Here is a 19444-nt window from a genome sequence, read left to right as displayed (position 1 = left end):
GCCAACAGGAAACTCATTATGCAATCTTTTGATGTGGTCATTGCCGGTGGCGGCATGGTTGGGCTGGCACTGGCGTGCAGCCTGCACGGCAGCGGGCTGCGTATTGCGGTGCTGGAGCACCAGCCGCAGCAGGAGACGCCGCTGACGGCGGAACACTCGGTGCGTGTTTCGGCGATTAACGCCGCCAGTGAGCGCCTGCTGCAACATATCGGCGTCTGGGACGAGATCACCGCACGCCGCGCCAGCCCCTATGCCGGGATGGAAGTGTGGGATCATGACAGTTTCGGCCGGATCGCGTTCCGTGCTGATGATTACGGGTATGCCCATCTGGGGCATATTATTGAGAACCCGGTGCTGCAACAGGCGCTGTGGCAGCGCGCCGCCTCGCTCTCTGAGGTGACGATGCTGGCCCCGGCGCAGCTGAAAAGCGTGGCCTGGGGTGAAAACGAAGCCTTTATCACGCTGGAAGATGGCCGGATGCTGACCGCCCGGCTGGTGGTCGGTGCGGACGGTGCCAACTCCTGGCTGCGCCGCCACGCGGATATCCCGCTGACCTTCTGGGACTACGGCCACACCGCGCTGGTCGCCACCATCCGCACCGAGGAGCCGCATCAGGGCGTGGCGCGGCAGGTATTCCACGGCGACGGCATCCTGGCGTTCCTGCCGTTCTCAGACCCGCACCTCTGCTCGATTGTCTGGTCACTGCCGCCGGATGACGCAGCAAGGCTGGCCGCGCTGGATGAAGCCGCGTTCAACCGCGAGCTGGCGATGCAGTTTGACCTGCGCCTGGGCCTGTGCCGGGTCGAGGGCGAACGCCACACCTTCCCGCTGACCGGCCGTTACGCCCGCAGTTTTGCCGGCCACCGGCTGGCGCTGATTGGCGACGCAGCGCACACCGTGCACCCGCTGGCCGGGCAGGGGGTCAACCTAGGCTTTATGGATGCCGCCGAGCTGTCGGCTGAAATCCGCCGCCTGCAAAAGCAGGGCAAAGATTTCGGCCAGCATCTCTACCTGAAGCGTTATGAGCGCCGCCGCAAACACAGCGCCGCGCTGATGCTGGCGGGGATGCAAGGGTTCCGCGATCTGTTTGCCGGGCAGAACCCGGCGAAAAAGCTGCTGCGTGATCTCGGCCTGACGCTGGCAGACAGCCTGCCGGGCGTGAAACCGCGTCTGGTGCGCCAGGCGATGGGCTTAAACGATCTGCCTGACTGGCTTAATCCCCCGGCCTGAGGGGGATAACCGGCGGCAAACGCCTCTGTTTGCCGCCTGATACTGACTTTTCCCCCGGTTTTCCTGCTGTTCCTTCATTGGCCTCCTCTGACCTGACCGCCATGCCCCAAAACAGGGCAGGCTGCCGCGCGTTTGAAATATTCTAATTTCACTCCCTGTTTCGCATTAGTTTATTTTATCCGATGACCGGAATCTGTTTGTCGTATTTCAGGCTCTGAGCCTCTTTTTGTTATGGAATATCGTATGAACTGCGGGCGGATTGTTAATTATGTGCCGTGCACCGCAGTTTTTCAGTGGAATATTCTGCACGATAAGGCCGCACTTTTTTGGTGCCCGTCAGAATCCGGCCTATTTCAGCTTATGGAACAGCACCCGGTTCGGTGATAAGTTCAGCAAAAGGATAACGATTGCGTCGCTATACTTTTGCTGACGGGATTGATTAAAAAACCACCGGAATGATCGGCACAATCACATATCAGCAGGCAATGAGGGAAACATGGCAAAGCAGACCCCGCTCTATGATCAACACGTCGCGTGCGGCGCGCGCATGGTGGATTTCCACGGCTGGATGATGCCGCTGCACTACGGCTCACAGCTCGATGAACACCACGCCGTGCGTCAGGACGCCGGGATGTTTGACGTCTCGCACATGACGATTGTGGATGTGAACGGCGCACGCACCCGCGAATTCCTGCGTCACCTGCTGGCCAATGACGTTGCCAAACTGACCCAGCCGGGCAAAGCGCTCTACACCGGGATGCTGAACGCCTCCGGCGGGGTGATTGATGATTTGATCGTCTACTTCCTGGCGGAAGACACCTTCCGGCTGGTGGTGAACTCCGCGACGCGGGAAAAAGACCTGGCGTGGATCACCGAACACGCCGCGCCCTATGGCGTGGCCCTGAGTGAACGTGACGATCTGGCGCTGATTGCGGTGCAAGGCCCGCAGGCCAAAGAGCGCGCCGGCACACTGTTTACCGACGCACAACGTCAGGCGGTAGACGGCATGAAACCGTTCTTCGGCGTACAGGCCGAAGATCTGTTTATCGCCACCACCGGCTACACCGGCGAAGCGGGTTATGAGATCGCCCTGCCTAATGAAAAAGCCGCCGACTTCTGGCAGCAATTGCTGGCGGCCGGGGTGAAACCGGCGGGCCTCGGCGCGCGTGACACGCTGCGGCTGGAAGCGGGCATGAACCTCTACGGCCAGGAGATGGACGAAGGCGTCTCACCGCTGGCGGCCAACATGGGCTGGACCATCGCCTGGCAACCGGAAGATCGTGATTTCATCGGCCGTGAAGCGCTGGAGAAGCAGCGCGAGCAGGGCACGGAGCAATTGGTCGGCCTGGTAATGACGGAAAAAGGCGTATTGCGTAACGGCCTGCCGGTGCACTTTATCGATGAAGCCGGTAATACCCAGCAGGGCATCATCACCAGCGGCTCCTTCTCCCCGACGCTGGGCTTCAGCATTGCGCTGGCCCGCGTCCCGGCCGGTATCGGCGACCACGCGATTGTGCAAATCCGTAACCGCGAAATGCCGGTACGGGTGACGAAACCTATTTTTGTGCGGGCCGGAAAACCGGTCGCGCAGTAACTCATTATTTTAAAGGAGAAGGCCCGATGAGCAATGTGCCAACCGAACTGAAATATGCGAGCTCCCACGAATGGGTGCGTGACGAAGGCAACGGCGTTTATTGCGTCGGCATTACCGAGCACGCCCAGGAGTTGCTGGGCGACATGGTATTTGTTGACCTGCCGGAAGTGGGCCGTGAGGTCACCGCCGGTGAAGATTGCGCGGTGGCGGAATCGGTCAAGGCCGCCTCTGACATCTACGCGCCGATCGGCGGTGAAATTGTTGAGGTGAACGGCGAGCTGGATGGCTCCCCGGAGCTGGTCAACAGCGAACCCTACGCCGCCGGTTGGCTGTTTAAAATCAAGGCGGCTGGCCCGTCCGAGCTGGGGAACCTGCTGGACGCTGCCGCCTACCAGAGCAGCATTGACGAATAATCCCCGCAGCCCGGCCCCGCGCCGGGCATGATCCGCCGCCCGTGCCCGACCCGATGCATGATTTCAGGAATCTGTAGCAATGACCCAGACTCTCAGCCAACTTGAACACCGCACGGCGTTTGTTGAACGCCATATCGGCCCTTCCGACGCCCAGCAGCAACAGATGCTGGACGCCGTGGGCGCTTCCTCGCTGTCGGCCCTGATCCAACAGATTGTCCCGGCGGATATCCAGTTGCCGGGGCCGCCGGCGGTGGGCGAGGCCGCCACCGAGCATCAGGCGCTGGCGGAGCTGAAAGCGATGGCAGCACAGAACCAGCGCTACAAAACCTACATCGGCATGGGCTACAGCGCGGTGCTGACGCCGCCGGTTATCCTGCGCAACATGCTGGAAAACCCCGGCTGGTACACCGCGTACACGCCTTATCAGCCGGAAGTGTCGCAGGGGCGGCTGGAAGCGCTGCTGAATTTCCAGCAGGTCACGCAGGATCTCACCGGGCTGGATCTCGCCTCCGCCTCGCTGCTGGATGAAGCCACCGCCGCCGCCGAAGCGATGGCGATGGCGAAGCGCGCCAGCAAACTCAAACAGGCCAACCGCTTCTTTGTGGCGGATGACGTCCACCCGCAAACGCTGGATGTGGTGCGTACCCGCGCCGAAACCTTCGGCTTTGACATCATCATCGATCGCGCAGAAAACGTGCTGGATCTGGATGGCGTGTTCGGCGTGCTGCTGCAACAGGCGGGCACCACCGGCGAGCTGCATGACTACAGCGCGCTGATGGCAGAACTGAAAAAACGCAACATCATCACCGCCGTGGCGGCGGACATCATGGCGCTGGTGATGCTGGCCGCGCCGGGCGCGCAGGGCGCGGACATCGTGTTCGGCTCCGCCCAGCGTTTCGGCGTGCCGATGGGTTACGGCGGCCCACATGCCGCGTTCTTCGCCTGCCGCGATGAATTCAAACGCTCCATGCCGGGGCGCATTATCGGCGTCTCGCGTGATGCCGCCGGCAACACCGCGCTGCGCATGGCGATGCAGACGCGTGAACAACATATCCGCCGCGAGAAAGCCAACTCCAACATCTGCACCTCGCAGGTGCTGCTGGCGAACATCGCCAGTTTGTATGCGGTGTTCCACGGCCCGGAAGGGCTGAAACGCATCGCCGGGCGCATCCACCGCCTCACGGACATCCTGGCCGCCGGGCTGAAGCAGGGCGGGCTGACGCTGCGCCACACCAGCTGGTTCGACACCCTGACCGTCGAGGTGCAGGACAAAGCCGCCGTGCTGGCACGCGCGCTGAGTTTCGGCATCAACCTGCGCACCGACATCCACGGCGCGGTCGGCATCACGCTGGACGAAGCCACCCGCCGCGAGGATGTGCAAGCCCTGCTGGCGGTACTGCTGGGGGACGATCACGGGCTGGATGTGGACCAGCTGGACCGTGCCGTCAGCCAGGACAGCGCCTCAATCCCGGCCGCGCTGTTGCGCCGTGACCCGATCCTCACCCACCCGGTGTTTAACCGTTACCACAGCGAAACCGAGATGATGCGTTACATGCACCGTCTGGAGAAAAAGGATCTGGCGCTGAACCAGGCGATGATCCCGCTCGGCTCCTGCACCATGAAGCTCAACGCCGCAGCGGAGATGATCCCAATCACCTGGCCGGAATTCGCGGAACTGCACCCGTTCTGCCCGCCGGAGCAGGCGGCAGGTTATCAGCAGATGATCGGCCAGCTGTCACAGTGGCTGGTGCAGCTCACCGGTTATGACGCGCTCTGTATGCAGCCGAACTCCGGCGCCCAGGGGGAATACGCCGGTCTGCTGGCGATCCGCCACTACCACGAGAGCCGCAACCAGGGCGAACGTAACCTCTGCCTGATCCCAAGCTCCGCCCACGGCACCAACCCGGCGTCGGCGCAGATGGCGGGCATGGAGGTTGTGGTGGTCGCCTGTGACAAACAGGGCAACATCGACCTGAATGACCTGCGGGAGAAGGCGGCGCGTGCCGGTGACCAGCTCTCCTGCATCATGGTGACTTACCCGTCCACCCACGGTGTGTATGAGGAAACCATCCGCGAAGTGTGCCGGATCGTGCATCAGTACGGCGGGCAGGTTTACCTCGACGGGGCGAATATGAACGCGCAGGTCGGCATCACCACGCCGGGTTACATCGGCGCGGACGTGTCGCACCTTAACCTGCATAAAACCTTCTGCATCCCGCACGGCGGCGGCGGGCCGGGCATGGGGCCAATCGGCGTGAAAGCGCACCTCGCCCCGTTCGTGCCGGGCCACAGCGTGGTGGCGATTGACGGCGTACTCACGCAAAACGGGGCGGTCTCCGCCGCGCCGTTCGGCAGCGCCTCGATTTTGCCGATCAGCTGGATGTACATCCGCATGATGGGCGCAGAAGGGCTGAAGCAGGCCAGCCAGGTGGCGATCCTTAACGCCAACTACATTGCCACCCGGCTGAAAGAGGCCTACCCGGTGCTCTACACCGGCCGCGACGGCCGGGTGGCGCACGAATGCATCCTCGACATCCGCCCGCTGAAAGAGGCCACCGGCATCAGCGAAATGGACATCGCCAAACGCCTGATCGATTATGGGTTCCACGCACCGACCATGTCCTTCCCGGTGGCGGGCACGCTGATGGTGGAGCCGACGGAGTCCGAGGGCAAAGCCGAGCTGGACCGCTTTATCGATGCGATGCTGGCGATCCGTGCGGAAATCAGCCGCGTGGCTGCCGGTGAGTGGCCGCAGGATGACAACCCGCTGGTGAATGCGCCGCACACCCAGGCGGAGCTGGTCAATGACTGGCAGCACGCCTACAGCCGTGAGCTGGCGGTGTTCCCGAGTGAGGCCGCGCGTGAAAACAAATACTGGCCGGCGGTGAAACGCCTGGATGATGTCTACGGTGACCGCAACCTGTTCTGCTCATGTGTACCGATGAGCGATTACCAGTAAGCGAATCCGCAATGACTTTCCTTCAGAGGCCCGGTTATCCGGGCCTTTTTTTATCAGGAGCAAAGATGCAGAAAGTGGCAATCATTACCGGCGGAAGCCGGGGGATCGGGCGGGCAACCGCACTTTTGCTGGCGCACGAAGGTTACCGGGTGGCAGTGAACTACCGCAGCAACCAGGCCGCGGCGGATAATGTCGTGGCGGAAATCATCGCCGCAGGTGGGCAGGCGCAGGCGTTTGCCGCTGACATCGCCGACGAGGCGCAGGTGGTGGCGATGTTTGCCGCGGTGGATGAGGTGTTCGGCCCGCTGACGGCGCTGGTCAACAATGCCGGTATCTTGTGTAAACAGGCCCGGGTGGAGGAGCTGGACGCCGCGCGCATCAACCGCGTGCTGGCGACCAACGTGACCGGCAGCTTCCTCTGCTGCCGCGAGGCGGTGAAACGCATGGCAACGCGCCACGGCGGCTCGGGCGGGGCGATTGTCAATGTCTCGTCGGCGGCGTCCCGGCTCGGCGCACCGGGTGAATATGTGGATTATGCGGCGTCAAAAGGGGCGATGGACAGCCTGACCACCGGCCTCTCGCTGGAGGTGGCGGCACAGGGCATCCGGGTGAACAGCGTGCGCCCCGGCCTTATCTACACCGATATCCACGCCGACGGCGGCGAGCCGGGGCGGGTGGATCGGCTCGGCAAACTGCTGCCGATGCAGCGCGGCGGCCAGCCGGAGGAAGTCGCCGCGGCCATCAGCTGGCTGCTCTCTGATGCCGCCTCTTACGTCACCGGGTCGTTTATCGATCTGGCGGGCGGCAAATAGCCGTGATCGATCAGGGTCAGGTCACCGGTGCCGGGTTAAACACCGCCAGCGCGTTGTGAATACCCCAGCGATCTGACCAGGTCTGTTTGCGGCCGCTGGCGACATCCAGAATCAGTTCAAACAGCTGCCAGCCGACCTGCTCGATGGTCGCCTCGCCGGTGGCGATGGTGCCGGCGTTAATGTCGATCAGGTCGTGCCAGCGGTCAGCCAGCGCGGTGCGGGTCGCCATTTTGATCACCGGCACGGCCGTCAGGCCGTAAGGGGTGCCGCGTCCGGTGGTAAACACCTGAAGCGTGATGCCGGAGGCAAGTTGCTGCGTGCCGCAGACAAAATCGCTGGCGGGCGTGGCGGCAAAAATCAGGCCGCGCCGGGTCGGGCGCTGGCCGGGTGACAGCACTTCGGCAATCGCGCTGCGGCCCGATTTGGCAATCGACCCCAGTGCTTTCTCCACCACGTTCGCCAGCCCGCCTTTTTTATTGCCGGGCGACGGGTTGGCGCTGCGGTCAGTCTGCCCCTGTTCCAGATAATTATCGTACCAGGCCATCTCTTCCAGCAGCCGCTTGCCGACCTGCTCATCTGCCGCGCGCGGCGTCAGCAGGTGAATGGCGTCACGCACTTCGGTCACTTCAGAAAACATCACGGTGGCGCCGCAGCGCACCAGCAGGTCGGAGGCAAACCCCACCGCCGGGTTCGCCGTCACGCCGGAGAAGGCGTCACTGCCGCCGCACTGCATCCCCACCACCAGGGATGACACCGGGCAGGGCTGGCGGCGGCGGCGGTTAAGCCGTTGCAGGTGGCGGTCAGCAGTCTGCAAAATATCATCCACCATCGCGCCGAACCCGACATGCTGCTCATCCTGCAAGCGCACCACGCTGGCGGCCTCCATCGTCAGCGGCTGCACATCCGGCGTGCCGGTCAGCAGCCGCTCCGGTTGCAGTTTTTCACAGCCCAGGCCCACCACCATGATCTCGCCGCCGAAATTGGGGTTCAGCGCGATATTGTGGATCGTGCGGATCGGGATCACCGCCGCCGGGGCGTTGATCGCCACACCGCAGCCGTACAGGTGGTTCAGCGCCACCACCCCGTCCACGTTCGGGTAACGCGGCAGCAGATCGCGCTCAATCAGTTTCACCACATGGTCTACCACCCCGGCCACGCAGTGCACGCTGGTGGTGATCCCCAGCAGGTTTTTGGTGCCGGCGCTGCCGTCATCGTTCAGGTAGCCGTCAAAGGTGTAGCCCTCCAGCGGCGGCAGCGGGGCAGGCACACGGGTGGCGAGCGGCAGGCTCTCCAGCGGCGGCGCGACCGGCAAACTCACCAGCGACTCATCAATCCAGCTTCCCTGCGTGATGTCGCGCTCCGCATAGCCGATGATTTCGCCGTAGCGCACAATCGCGCCCCCGGCGGCAATGGCGCGCAACGCCACTTTATGCCCCTGCGGCACGTGCTCGGTCAGCGTCAAGCCGTCGGCAAAACGCGTGCCGGCTTTAAGCCCCTGATCGTTAACCACAATCGCCACGTTATCCTCTTCATGTACTTTGATGTAGAGCGGCTGGCCGGATGAAGCGGGAGAGGTAAGCATGGTGACATCCTTTTATTGCTGGACCGTTAAGGGGATCGGCGGCCACAGCGGGCCGCGCCAGTTGGCAGTATACGGGAGCCTTAGCAGCCTAATCATTATGCGGATGACCGAACCCCGCGCCGCTTTTTCCCCGGTTTCTGGGCAAGCGACCAACCGGGCGTGAACACCATCACGCCGCTGCACCCCCGGTACTGCGCAACCTTTCGTGAACTGTCGCGCAGTAACTTGGGCAGATGCCAGAACCCCTTCCGTTAATCCGCGACAATCCTGTTCTTTTGTCCAATGTGAAACGCCGGGGCGCTTCTTATACTTTTTGCTGTTTGCCGCTGTTCACGGCGGCAGCACGATCCCGTACCTCTACGCAGACATAACAAAAATGACTACCGGCACCCGCCGGCCGATGGACAAGGAGGATTCACCGCATGAGCCATAACGCCCCACACGCCGCATTCTCCGGCACCGCATCGCACCCTGAAAGCCCCTCCCACACCGACACCTCCGCCCCGCGCATTACCCGTATGCAGGTGATCCCGGTGGCCGGGCACGACAGTATGCTGCTTAACCTGAGCGGGGCGCATGCGCCGTTCTTTACCCGCAATATTGTGGTGCTGGAAGACAACGCCGGGCACACCGGCGTGGGTGAAATCCCCGGCGGTGAGGCGATTCGCCGCACGCTGGAAGAGGCACAACCGCTGGTGCTCGGCCGGACGCTGGGCGAGTACAAGAATGTGATGAACGCGGTGCGCCGCCAGTTTGCTGACCGCGACGCCACCGGTCGCGGCACCCAGACCTTTGACTTGCGTACCACCATCCATGTGGTGACCGGCATTGAAGCGGCGATGCTCGATCTGCTCGGGCAGTTCCTCGGCGTCAGCGTCGCCTCGCTGCTCGGTGACGGCCAGCAGCGCAGCGAAGTCGAGATGCTCGGCTACCTGTTCTACATCGGCGACCGCACCCGCACCGGGTTGCCCTACCAGAGCCAGCCGGATGACGCCTGTGACTGGTACCGGCTGCGCCACGAGGCGGCGATGGATCCGGCAGCGATCGTGCGGCTGGCTGAGGCGGCCTATGAAAAATATGGCTTCAACGATTTCAAACTGAAGGGCGGCGTGCTGGCCGGTGCCGAAGAGGCGGAGGCGGTCACGGCGCTGGCGCAGCGCTTCCCGCAGGCGCGCGTGACCCTTGACCCGAACGGCGCGTGGTCACTGGATGAGGCGATCACGCTGGGGCGGCAACTGCGCCATGTGCTGGCCTATGCAGAAGATCCGTGCGGGGCAGAGCAGGGCTTCTCCGGCCGGGAAGTGATGGCGGAATTCCGCCGCGCCACCGGCTTGCCGACCGCCACCAATATGATCGCCACCGACTGGCGGCAGATGGGCCACGCGCTGTCATTGCAGTCAGTGGATATCCCGCTGGCTGACCCGCACTTCTGGACGATGCAGGGCTCGGTGCGCGTCGCGCAGCTCTGCCACGAATTTGGCCTGACCTGGGGTTCCCACTCCAACAACCATTTTGATATTTCGCTGGCGATGTTTACCCAGGTGGCGGCCGCCGCGCCGGGGCAGATCACCGCGATCGACACCCACTGGATCTGGCAGGAGGGCAACCAGCGCCTGACGCGCTCGCCGCTGGCGATCCGCAACGGCAAGGTGCAGGTGCCGGAAGCGCCGGGGCTGGGCGTGGAGCTGGACTGGGACCAGCTGATGAAAGCCAATGAACTCTATACCTCCCACGGGCTGGGTGCGCGCGATGATGCCGCCGGTATGCAGTGCCTGATCCCCGGCTGGACTTTCGACAACAAACGCCCGTGCCTGGTGCGCTGAGCCACCCGCTAACCCGAGGAAACCGACCATGACCGCGATTTACCCTAACCTGTTCCGCCAGAAGCTGTTGCAGGGCGACACCCTGATTGGCTGCTGGTGTGCGCTCGCCAACCCGACCTCCGCCGAGGTGCTGGGGCTGGCCGGGTTTGACTGGCTGCTGCTGGACGGCGAACACGCGCCGAATGACATCACCACCTTTGTGCCGCAACTGATGGCGCTGAAGGGCAGCCCGAGCGCTGCCGTGGTACGCCCGCCTTACAACGAGCCGGTGATCATCAAACGGCTGCTGGACATCGGCTTCTATAACTTCCTGATCCCGTTTGTGGAGACCGCAGAGCAGGCGCGCAACGCGGTGGCCGCCACCCGTTACCCGCCGGCAGGCATCCGCGGCGTGTCCGTCTCCCACCGCTCCAATAACTACGGGCTGGTGCCGGAATATTTCACCTCGATCAACGACAACATTGCGGTGATGGTACAGATCGAGAGCCAGCCCGGTATCGACAACGTCGATGAGATCGCGGCGGTTGACGGCATCGACGGCCTCTTTGTCGGCCCAAGCGATCTGGCCGCCACCCTCGGCTACCTCGGGCAGGCCAATCACCCTGAGGTGCAGGCCGCCATCCGCCACATTTTCGACCGCGCCAGAGCGCACGGCAAACCCAGCGGCATCCTGGCACCGGTGGAAGCGGATGCCCGCCGCTACCTGGAGATGGGCGCGACCTTTGTGGCCGTCGGCAGCGATCTCGGCATCTTCCGCGCCGCCACCGTGGCGCTGTGCGATCGCTTTAAAAAGTAATCCTTTATGCGCGCTGCGGCGCGCCCCTGTTTCCACGCGTCAGCGTGTTTTTTCAAGAGGAATGAACCATGAAGATTGGTTTTATCGGGCTGGGCATCATGGGCAAACCCATGGCGAAAAACCTGCAAAAAGCCGGTTATGACCTGGTGGTGCTGGACCACCACCCGGAAAACATCCAGGCGCTGACCGTGGGCGGTGCCGTCGAGGCCGCCACGCCGCGCGAGGTGGCACAGCAGAGCGACATCATCATCACCATGCTGCCGAATTCACCGCAGGTGAAAGAGGTGGTGCTCGGCAAAGAGGGCGTGATCGAGGGCGCAAAAGCCGGCATGACGCTGATAGACATGAGCTCGATCGCCCCGCTGGCCAGCCGGGAGATCGGCGAGGCGCTGGCGGCGCATGGTGTGGCGATGCTTGACGCGCCGGTGAGCGGCGGCGAGCCGAAAGCCATCGAAGGCACGCTGTCAGTGATGGTCGGCGGTGACAAAGAGGTGTTTGACCGCTGCTACGAAGTGATGAAGGCGATGGCCGCCTCGGTGGTGCACACCGGCGACCTCGGCGCAGGCAACGTCACCAAACTCGCCAACCAGGTGATTGTGGCGCTCAACATCGCGGCGATGTCCGAGGCGCTGACGCTGGCAACCAAAGCCGGGGTCAACCCGGATCTGGTGTTCCAGGCGATCCGTGGCGGGCTGGCGGGCAGCACGGTGCTGGAGGCCAAAGCGCCGATGGTGATGGACCGCAACTTTAAACCGGGTTTCCGTATTGATCTGCACATCAAGGATCTGGCGAATGCGCTCGACACCTCACACGACGTGGGCGCGCCGCTGCCGCTGACCGCCTCCGTGATGGAGATGATGCAGATGCTGAAAGCAGACGGGCTGGAGAAGGCCGACCACAGTGCGCTGGCCTGCTATTATGAGAAATTAGCGAAAGCTGAAATCACCCGGTAACCGGCCCGGCCGGGGCGGCGCACAGTGTGGCTGCCCGGCAGGATTCAAAAGGCAGGGCAAGGCCCCTGCCACGTTACAGGATGTTGATGAAAGGGTTATCTATGAAAATTGTGATTGCTCCCGACTCTTACAAAGAGAGTCTGTCCGCGCTGGAGGTCGCCACCCAGATTGAGGCGGGTTTCCGTGACATTTTCCCCCAGGCAGAGTATGTGAAGCTGCCGGTGGCGGATGGCGGCGAAGGCACGGTGGAGGCGATGGTGGCCGCCACCGGCGGGCGCATTATCCGTGTGACGGTCACCGGCCCGCTGGGTGACCCCATCGAGGCGTTTTACGGCCTCTCCGGCGATGAGCAGAGCGCGTTTATTGAGATGGCGGCCGCCAGCGGGCTGGAGCAGGTGCCGCCGCACCAGCGTAACCCGCTGCGCACCACCTCGTACGGCACCGGCGAGCTGATCCGCAATGCGCTGGACCACGGTGTGAAGCACTGCATTATCGGCATCGGCGGCAGCGCCACCAATGACGGCGGGGCCGGGATGGCGCAGGCGCTGGGGGCGAAACTCCGTACCGCGCAGGGCGAAGAGATCGGCCACGGCGGCGGGGAACTCACCCACCTGGCGAACATTGACATCAGTGAGCTTGACCCGCGCCTGGCGCAGTGCCAGATCGAAGTCGCCTGCGATGTGACCAACCCGTTGACCGGCGATCAGGGTGCCTCGGCAATTTTCGGCCCGCAAAAAGGTGCCACGCCGGAGATGGTCAAACAGCTCGACGGTTACTTGGCGCATTATGCCCAGATCATCCAGCGGGATCTCGGCATCGACGTCGACACCGTGCCGGGCGCAGGTGCCGCGGGCGGCATGGGCGCGGCACTGCTGGCGTTCTGCGGGGCGGATCTGCGGCGCGGCATTGAGATTGTCACGGAGGCGCTGGGGCTGGAGGCACTGGTCAAAGACGCCGATCTGGTGATCACCGGGGAAGGGCGCATCGACAGCCAGACCATTCACGGCAAAGTGCCGATTGGCGTGGCGAAAGTCGCCAAGCGCCACAACAAGCCGGTGATCGGTATCGCCGGCAGCCTGACGGCGGATGTCGGCGTCGTGCATCAGCACGGGCTGGATGCGGTGTTCAGCGTGCTTTATACGATTTGCACACTGGACGAAGCACTGGAAAATGCCGGTGACAACGTCCGCATGACGGCGCGCAACATTGCCGCCACCCTGAAGCTGGCCGGATCTTTCCACTGACCCTGCCCAGGCATTGAAACGGTCTGCTGCGGCAGGCCGTTTTTTTTTGCAAAATTGAAAACGGTTGTCCGGTTATTTTCCCCGCCTTTTCTCCCTCCTGCGTCTGTTTATTTCTGCCCGATCCCCTTTTCCGCCCGTTTTATCGGTCAGTTTTGTGGTGCAACGCAACCGGTTTACCCGCCGTGCTGCCTGAAGCGTGGCTACGCTTTAAAGGCGGGGGAAGAACCAAAAACGGTCATCGCCACAGAAACGGGCATGAACGGTCAGGCCGGGGCATGAGGGATTGTGACCGTTTACAAATTCCCGTTTGCGGCGGCTGCCCGGAAAACCGCGTTTACTGCAGGGCACACCACAGATCAGATATTTAACATTTCATCCTTTTCCTTGTTTTCGTGAGCCATATCACAGGCCGCGCCGGGCAATTTTATGCGCCCGGCGGCTTTGACTGCTCCCGCAAAACCACATTGACCTTTTACGTATCGTAATCACATCAGCCAGGAGAAGACCCATGTTGCCTGTAGAACGCCATCGCTTTATCGCCGACCTCCTCAGCCAACGGGGCCGGGTGCTGGTGCAGGAAGTGGCCGCACTGTGCCGGATTTCGCTGGAGACCGCCCGCCGGGATCTGACGCTGCTGGAACGGCGCGGGATTTTGCAGCGCAGCCACGGTGGCGCGGTGTACATCGATTCCCCCAGCCCGGAGAAGCGTCCGTTACCGGGGCAGATTGAGCAGGGGGAGTCGTTCCGCCAGCGCAGCAACCAGGCGCCGGAGATGAAAACCCGCATCGCCAAACGGGCACTGGGGTTTATTGAGCCGGGCGATTGCCTGTTGCTCGACAGCAGCTCCACCAGCTGGTTTCTGGCGCGCCAGATCCCGGACATTGAACTGGTGGTGCTGACCAACTCGCTGCACATCATCCAGTCGCTGGCTGCCAAGCCGAATGTCCGCACCATCGGCCTCGGCGGCGAGTATTCAGCAAAGTATGAGGATTTCATCGGCGTGCTGGCCGAGCAGATGCTGAAGGAGTTTGTGATCAACAAAGTCTTCTTCTCCTGCCACGGCCTCAGCCCGGAGGGGGGCATCCGTGAAAGTAACGAGCACCATGCGCGGCTGAAGCAGCAGATGTTGCTGGCCTCGGAGCGCAAATTCCTGCTGGCGGATGCCAGTAAATTTGGCCGCCGGTCATTCGCCCGTATCTGTCACTACCGCGAGATCGACACCCTGATCACCGACCGGCTGGACGATGAGGAGTTCCGGCAGGAGCTGGCCTGGAACAACGTGGATGTGATTGAGGTGGCCCCGGCTGCCCACCGCCGCCGGGGCGGCTGACTTTACCCCCGTGATCGCGACAGGTGGCATCCGGCCACCGCTTATGGAGAGAACATGATGAAAAAATCGGTACTGGCCTGCTTGTTTGCCTCGGCGTTGTTGTCATTGTCGGCGCAGGGCGCGGAGAAGATCCGCATGGGCGTGGTGGTGAAGATTGGCGGCATCCCGTGGTTTAACGCGATGGAGGCCGGCATCAAAAGCGAAGCGGCCAAACGCGGCATTGATGCCTGGCAGGTCGGGCCGACTGCCGCCGACCCGGCGTTGCAGGTGCGGGCGATTGAAGACCTGATCGCGCAGAAAGTCGATGTCATCGGTGTGGTGCCGAATGACGCCAAAGTGCTGGAGCCGGTGCTGAAACGTGCGCAGGCGGCGGGCATCAAGGTGATTGTGCATGAGTCGCCGGGGCAGAAATTCGCCGACTGGGATTTCGAGCTGGTGGACGCCAAAGACCACGGCATCAACCACATGAAAGCGCTGGCCGCCTGCATGAAAGAGCAGGGCAAGTATGCGGTCTACGTCGGCAGCCTGACGGTGCCGCTGCACAACCTCTGGGCGGATTCCGCCATCGACTACCAGAAAGCGCACTACCCGAAGATGGAGATGGTGGCGGACAAATTCGGCGTGGCTGAATCGCTGGATGACACCATGCGCACCACCAATGACCTGATGGCCAAATACCCGGATCTGAAAGGCATCGTGGCCTTTGGTTCCCAGGGGCCGATCGGGGCCGGGCGCGCGGTAATGAACCGCGGCAAAACTAAGGACATCTGCGTGCTTGGGCCGTTCAGCCCCGGCCAGGGCGCCTCGCTGGTCAACCGCGGTGCCATCCGGGGCGGGTTCATCTGGAACCCGATGGTGGCGGGCGAGGTGTTTGTGCGGGTGGCGGACATGCTGGAGAAAGGTGAAAAAATCACCGACGGCATGACCATCGAGGGCATGGGCAAAGTGAAAGTGGACGAGGCGAGCCGCACCATCCTGGGCAATGAAACCGAAAGCCTGGACAAAGCCAACCTGCCGAAACTGGTCAAAATGGGGCTGTAATCATGGCAATTGCTGACACTCTCCCGGCCGGTGCGCCCGCTGATGCGCCCGGCACCGCACCGCTTATTGACGTGCAGCACCTGTCGATGACCTTCGGCGGCCAGCGGGCGTTAAATGACATCAGCCTGACGCTGATGCCGGGCGAGGTGCACTGCCTCGCCGGCACCAACGGCTGCGGCAAAAGCACGCTTATCAAGGTGATCTCCGGCGTCTACCAGCCGGATGACGGTTGCAGCATCCGGCTTAACGGCGAATCCTTCCGCCGCCTGACGCCGGATCAGGCACGCGCCTTCGGCATCCAGGTGATTTATCAGGATTTGTCGCTGTTCCCTAACCTCACGGTGGCGGAGAACATCGCCTTCGAACACAACCTGCACGGGCTGTTCGGCTGGTTCCGCCCGGCGCGGTTGCGCACCACGGCTGAACGCATCCTGGCGGAGCTTAACTTCTCGCTCGACCCGGAGAGCCTGGTGTCAGAGCTGCCGATCGCCCAGCGCCAGCAGGTGGCGATCTGCCGCGCGCTGGTGGCGGATGCCCGGCTGGTTATCATGGATGAGCCGACCGCCTCGCTGACCCGCACCGAGGTGAACCAGTTGCTGCGCACCGTGCACTACCTGAAAAGCCGCGGCATCAGCGTGGTGTTCGTCAGCCACCGGCTGGATGAAGTGCTGGAGATCTCCGATCGCGTCACGGTGATCCGTGACGGCAAAAAAGTCGGCACCTTCCCGGCCGCGGAGGTCAGCAGCCAGCGCCTGACCGAGCTGATGACCGGCCTGACGCTGGACTACAAATTGAAAGGGGCGAACCGCCACGCCGGGCGCATCATGCTGGAGGTGGAAAACCTCAGCCGCGCCGGGCAGTACCAGGATGTCAGCTTCAGGCTGCATCAGGGCGAAGTGCTCGGGCTGTGCGGGCTGCTGGGGGCCGGGCGCACCGAGCTGGCGCTGAGCCTGTTCGGCATGACCCGGCCCGACAGCGGCAAAATCTACCTCGACAGCAAACCGGTGCGGTTCCGCAGCCACGAGGACGCGATCAAAGCGGGCATCGGCTACGTCTCGGAAGACCGGCTGACGCTGGGGCTGGTGCTGCAACAGTCAGTGGCGGACAACACCGTGCTGGCGATCCTCGACCAGCTGCGCGGCCGTTTCCACCTGATTGATGAGTACCGCAAAAACAAACTGATCCTGCAATGGATCGAGAAACTCGGGGTGAAAGTCAGCGATCCGGACCAGGCGATCGCCACCCTCTCCGGCGGCAACCAGCAAAAAATCGTGCTGGCGAAATGGGTACTGACCCAGCCGAAAATCCTGATCCTCGACTCGCCCACCGTGGGCGTGGATGTCGGGGCCAAGGCCAGCATCTATGCGCTGATCCACCAGCTGGCGGATGAGGGCATCTCGGTGCTGCTGATCTCCGACGAAGTGCCGGAAGTCTATTTCAACTGCGACCGGGTGCTGCACGTCAGCGAGGGCCGCATCCTCGGCGAATACCTGCCGCAGAACATCAGCCAGCAACAGCTTGCGGAGGCGGTCAATGCTTGACGTTAACTCCCCTTTGCCGGTGAAAAACACCCCGGCCAAAAAAACGGTACCGCCTAAAAAAAGCCTGGCACACCCGCTGCGCCGTTTGCTGCCGCGCCACAACGAAGGCTACCTCGCCTGGGTGCTGGTGGTGGTGGTGGTCACCTTCTCCCTGTTAAGCGACCAGTTCCTGACGCTGCAAAACCTGCTCGACCTGAGCGAGAGCTACGCGGTGAGCGGCATCTTCGCCCTCGGGCTGTTTGTGGTGCTGGTGACCGGCGGCATCGACATCTCCTTCGCGGCAGTGGCCTCGGTGGTGCAGTACCTGATTGCCACCCTGGCGATGCATTACGGGCTGGCCAACCCGGTGCTGAGCATTGCGCTGGCGGTGGCCGCCGGGGCGCTGCTCGGCATGGTGAACGCCCTGCTGATTTACGGCCTGCGGATTGTGTCGATCATCGTCACCATCAGTATGCAGGCGCTGCTGTTCGGCATGCTGATGTGGCTGACCAACGGCCGCAGCCTGTATGACCTGCCCGAATGGTGGACGATGCCGCTGCAGGTGCTGCCGTTTTCCGTCGGCGGCCAGGAATACCAGATTGGCCTGCCGTTACTGGTGATGCTGGCGGTGGCGCTGCTCACCTGGCTCTTGCTGAACCGCACCCACCTCGGCCGCCAGTTGTTTGCGATGGGCGGCGATCAGGAGTCGGCACGGCGCATCGGCATCCGCGTCGGGCTGCTGCACCTGTTCGCCTACGGCTACCTCGGCGCGATGGCGGCGCTCGGCGGGCTGGTGCAGGTCTACCGCGTCGGGGAAGTGGTGCCGAATGCGCTGGTCGGCGGCGAGCTGGATGTGCTGGCGGCGGCAGTGCTCGGCGGGGCCAGCCTCAACGGCGGCAAAGGCAGCGTGGTCGGCACGCTGATGGGGGTCTTCCTGATCGGCATGCTGAAAAACGGCCTGAACCTGATCGGCGTCTCCAACTACTTCATGAACGTGGTGATCGGCATCGTGATCGTCGCCGCCATCACCGTGACCCACTACAAAAAGCGCAAAGAGACCGATGTCGGTTTTGTGTGATGACGTAACCGGAGGAGCGATGTTCAAACAGTTCAACAAGGTGGACACCACCACCCGCAGCCTGCTCGGCTTGCTGGTGCTGGTCATCGCCGGCTTTACCCTGGCGCTGCCGGGGCAGTTCTTCAACGGCGGCACCTTTATGAGCGTGGCGTTCCAGTTGCCGGAGCTGGGGCTGCTGACGCTGGCGATGTTCATCCCGATCCTCAGCGGCGGCCTGAACCTCTGCATTATCGCCACCGCCAACCTCACCAGTTTGCTGATGGCCTGGGTGTTCCTGACCTGGCTGCCGCCGGAGGCGGGGCTGGCGATGCAGGCGCTGTGGCTGGTGCTCGCGCTGGCCGGGGCGATGCTGCTGGCGGCACTGATTGGGGTGTTCACCGGCGCGCTGGTGGCGTACATCGGCGCGCACCCGATTCTGGTGACGCTCGCCACCATGACGATGGTCAACGGCCTCGGCATCTACCTGACGCGCGGCGCGGCCCTGAGCGGGATGCCGGAAATCGTGCGTTTCATCGGCGCGGAAACTGTGCTGGGCATCCCGGTGCCGCTGATCATCTTCCTGGTGACGGCCGCGCTGCTGGCGCTGTTCCTGGAGAAAACCCGGCTCGGCAAAACCATCTACATGAGCGGCAGCAACATCAACGCCACCCACTTCAGCGGCGTGAATACCCACCGGGTGCTGATGGCGATCTACATGATCTCCAGCCTGCTGTGCGTGATCGCCGGGCTGGTGATGATGGCGCGCTTTAACTCGGCCCGCATGGGCTACGGCGACTCCTACCTGTTGCTGACGGTGCTGGCGATCATCCTCGGCGGCACCGATCCGTTCGGCGGCTTCGGCCGCGTCAGCGGCGTGGTGCTGGCGCTGGTCGTGTTACAGGTGATCGCCACCGGCCTCAACCTGCTCAACGTCAGCCCGCACTTCAGCCTGGCGATGTGGGGCGCGGTACTGATTCTGGTACTGGCGGGTAAATTCTTCCGCCAGCATTTCCTGCAACGGCGGGCGGTGCGCCGCAGCGCCGCACAGGCCCGGCGCTGACCCTTTTTTTCACCCTCTCTTTTACCCTGG

15 protein-coding genes are annotated in these 19444 nt (G+C 63.0%); 14 read left to right on the top strand and 1 reads right to left on the bottom strand.

Annotated features, from left to right (window positions below; all coding sequences use genetic code 11):
* Positions 1-18: 18 nt before the first annotated feature.
* The 5 genes from ubiI to JK232_RS20840 all read left to right on the top strand — a co-directional run bounded on the left by ubiI (position 19) and on the right by JK232_RS20840 (position 7008).
* Positions 19-1230, top strand: a complete 1212-nt coding sequence (ubiI, locus tag JK232_RS20860; RefSeq protein WP_101828967.1) for an FAD-dependent 2-octaprenylphenol hydroxylase — start codon at positions 19-21, stop codon at positions 1228-1230.
* Between the two features lie 496 nt (positions 1231-1726).
* Positions 1727-2824, top strand: coding sequence for a glycine cleavage system aminomethyltransferase GcvT (gcvT, locus tag JK232_RS20855; protein ID WP_101828968.1), 1098 nt, complete (start codon positions 1727-1729; stop codon positions 2822-2824).
* A gap of 26 nt (positions 2825-2850) precedes the next feature.
* On the top strand, positions 2851-3237 hold the full coding sequence (gene gcvH / locus JK232_RS20850) for a glycine cleavage system protein GcvH (protein ID WP_101828969.1): 387 nt from the start codon (positions 2851-2853) through the stop codon (positions 3235-3237).
* 79 nt (positions 3238-3316) lie between these two features.
* Complete coding sequence (gcvP, locus tag JK232_RS20845; protein ID WP_101828970.1) at positions 3317-6196, top strand: aminomethyl-transferring glycine dehydrogenase; 2880 nt, start codon at positions 3317-3319, stop codon at positions 6194-6196.
* A gap of 65 nt (positions 6197-6261) precedes the next feature.
* Positions 6262-7008 (top strand): SDR family oxidoreductase, encoded by a 747-nt coding sequence (locus tag JK232_RS20840; RefSeq protein WP_101857752.1) that lies wholly within the window; start codon positions 6262-6264, stop codon positions 7006-7008.
* Between the two features lie 16 nt (positions 7009-7024).
* On the opposite strand, the gene garD is transcribed toward JK232_RS20840, so the two are convergent.
* Positions 7025-8590 (bottom strand): galactarate dehydratase, encoded by a 1566-nt coding sequence (gene garD / locus JK232_RS20835; RefSeq protein ID WP_101828972.1) that lies wholly within the window; start codon positions 8588-8590, stop codon positions 7025-7027.
* Between the two features lie 422 nt (positions 8591-9012).
* On the opposite strand from garD, the gene gudD reads away from it, so the two are divergent.
* From gudD to JK232_RS20790, 9 genes are all read left to right on the top strand, one after another.
* Complete coding sequence (gene gudD, locus JK232_RS20830) at positions 9013-10413, top strand: glucarate dehydratase (protein ID WP_079205320.1); 1401 nt, start codon at positions 9013-9015, stop codon at positions 10411-10413.
* A gap of 28 nt (positions 10414-10441) precedes the next feature.
* Positions 10442-11209 (top strand): 2-dehydro-3-deoxyglucarate aldolase, encoded by a 768-nt coding sequence (gene garL, locus JK232_RS20825; protein ID WP_072932739.1) that lies wholly within the window; start codon positions 10442-10444, stop codon positions 11207-11209.
* 68 nt (positions 11210-11277) lie between these two features.
* Positions 11278-12162 carry a 2-hydroxy-3-oxopropionate reductase gene (garR, locus tag JK232_RS20820; protein ID WP_101828974.1) on the top strand — a complete coding sequence of 295 codons (885 nt, stop codon included), beginning with the start codon at positions 11278-11280 and terminating at the stop codon, positions 12160-12162.
* Positions 12163-12263: 101 nt separating this feature from the next.
* Positions 12264-13406: a glycerate kinase gene (locus tag JK232_RS20815; protein WP_212589651.1), complete on the top strand. Its 1143-nt coding sequence runs from the start codon at positions 12264-12266 to the stop codon at positions 13404-13406.
* A gap of 508 nt (positions 13407-13914) precedes the next feature.
* The gene (locus tag JK232_RS20810; RefSeq protein WP_072932734.1) at positions 13915-14736 is read left to right on the top strand and encodes a DeoR/GlpR family DNA-binding transcription regulator; all 822 of its coding nucleotides are present in this window, start codon (positions 13915-13917) and stop codon (positions 14734-14736) included.
* A gap of 57 nt (positions 14737-14793) precedes the next feature.
* Positions 14794-15777 carry a substrate-binding domain-containing protein gene (locus tag JK232_RS20805; protein WP_072932799.1) on the top strand — a complete coding sequence of 328 codons (984 nt, stop codon included), beginning with the start codon at positions 14794-14796 and terminating at the stop codon, positions 15775-15777.
* Between the two features lie 2 nt (positions 15778-15779).
* Positions 15780-17318 carry a sugar ABC transporter ATP-binding protein gene (locus JK232_RS20800; RefSeq protein ID WP_212589646.1) on the top strand — a complete coding sequence of 513 codons (1539 nt, stop codon included), beginning with the start codon at positions 15780-15782 and terminating at the stop codon, positions 17316-17318.
* A gap of 76 nt (positions 17319-17394) precedes the next feature.
* The gene (locus JK232_RS20795) at positions 17395-18375 is read left to right on the top strand and encodes an ABC transporter permease (protein ID WP_072932796.1); all 981 of its coding nucleotides are present in this window, start codon (positions 17395-17397) and stop codon (positions 18373-18375) included.
* Between the two features lie 19 nt (positions 18376-18394).
* Entirely contained in the window at positions 18395-19414 is a 1020-nt protein-coding gene (locus tag JK232_RS20790) for an ABC transporter permease (protein WP_072932729.1), read from the top strand.
* Positions 19415-19444 lie beyond the last annotated feature (30 nt).

Source organism: Nissabacter archeti (assembly GCF_018257325.1).
Classification (GTDB): Bacteria; Pseudomonadota; Gammaproteobacteria; order Enterobacterales; family Enterobacteriaceae; genus Chimaeribacter; species Chimaeribacter arupi.
This window is presented reverse-complemented; position numbering and strand designations above follow the sequence as displayed.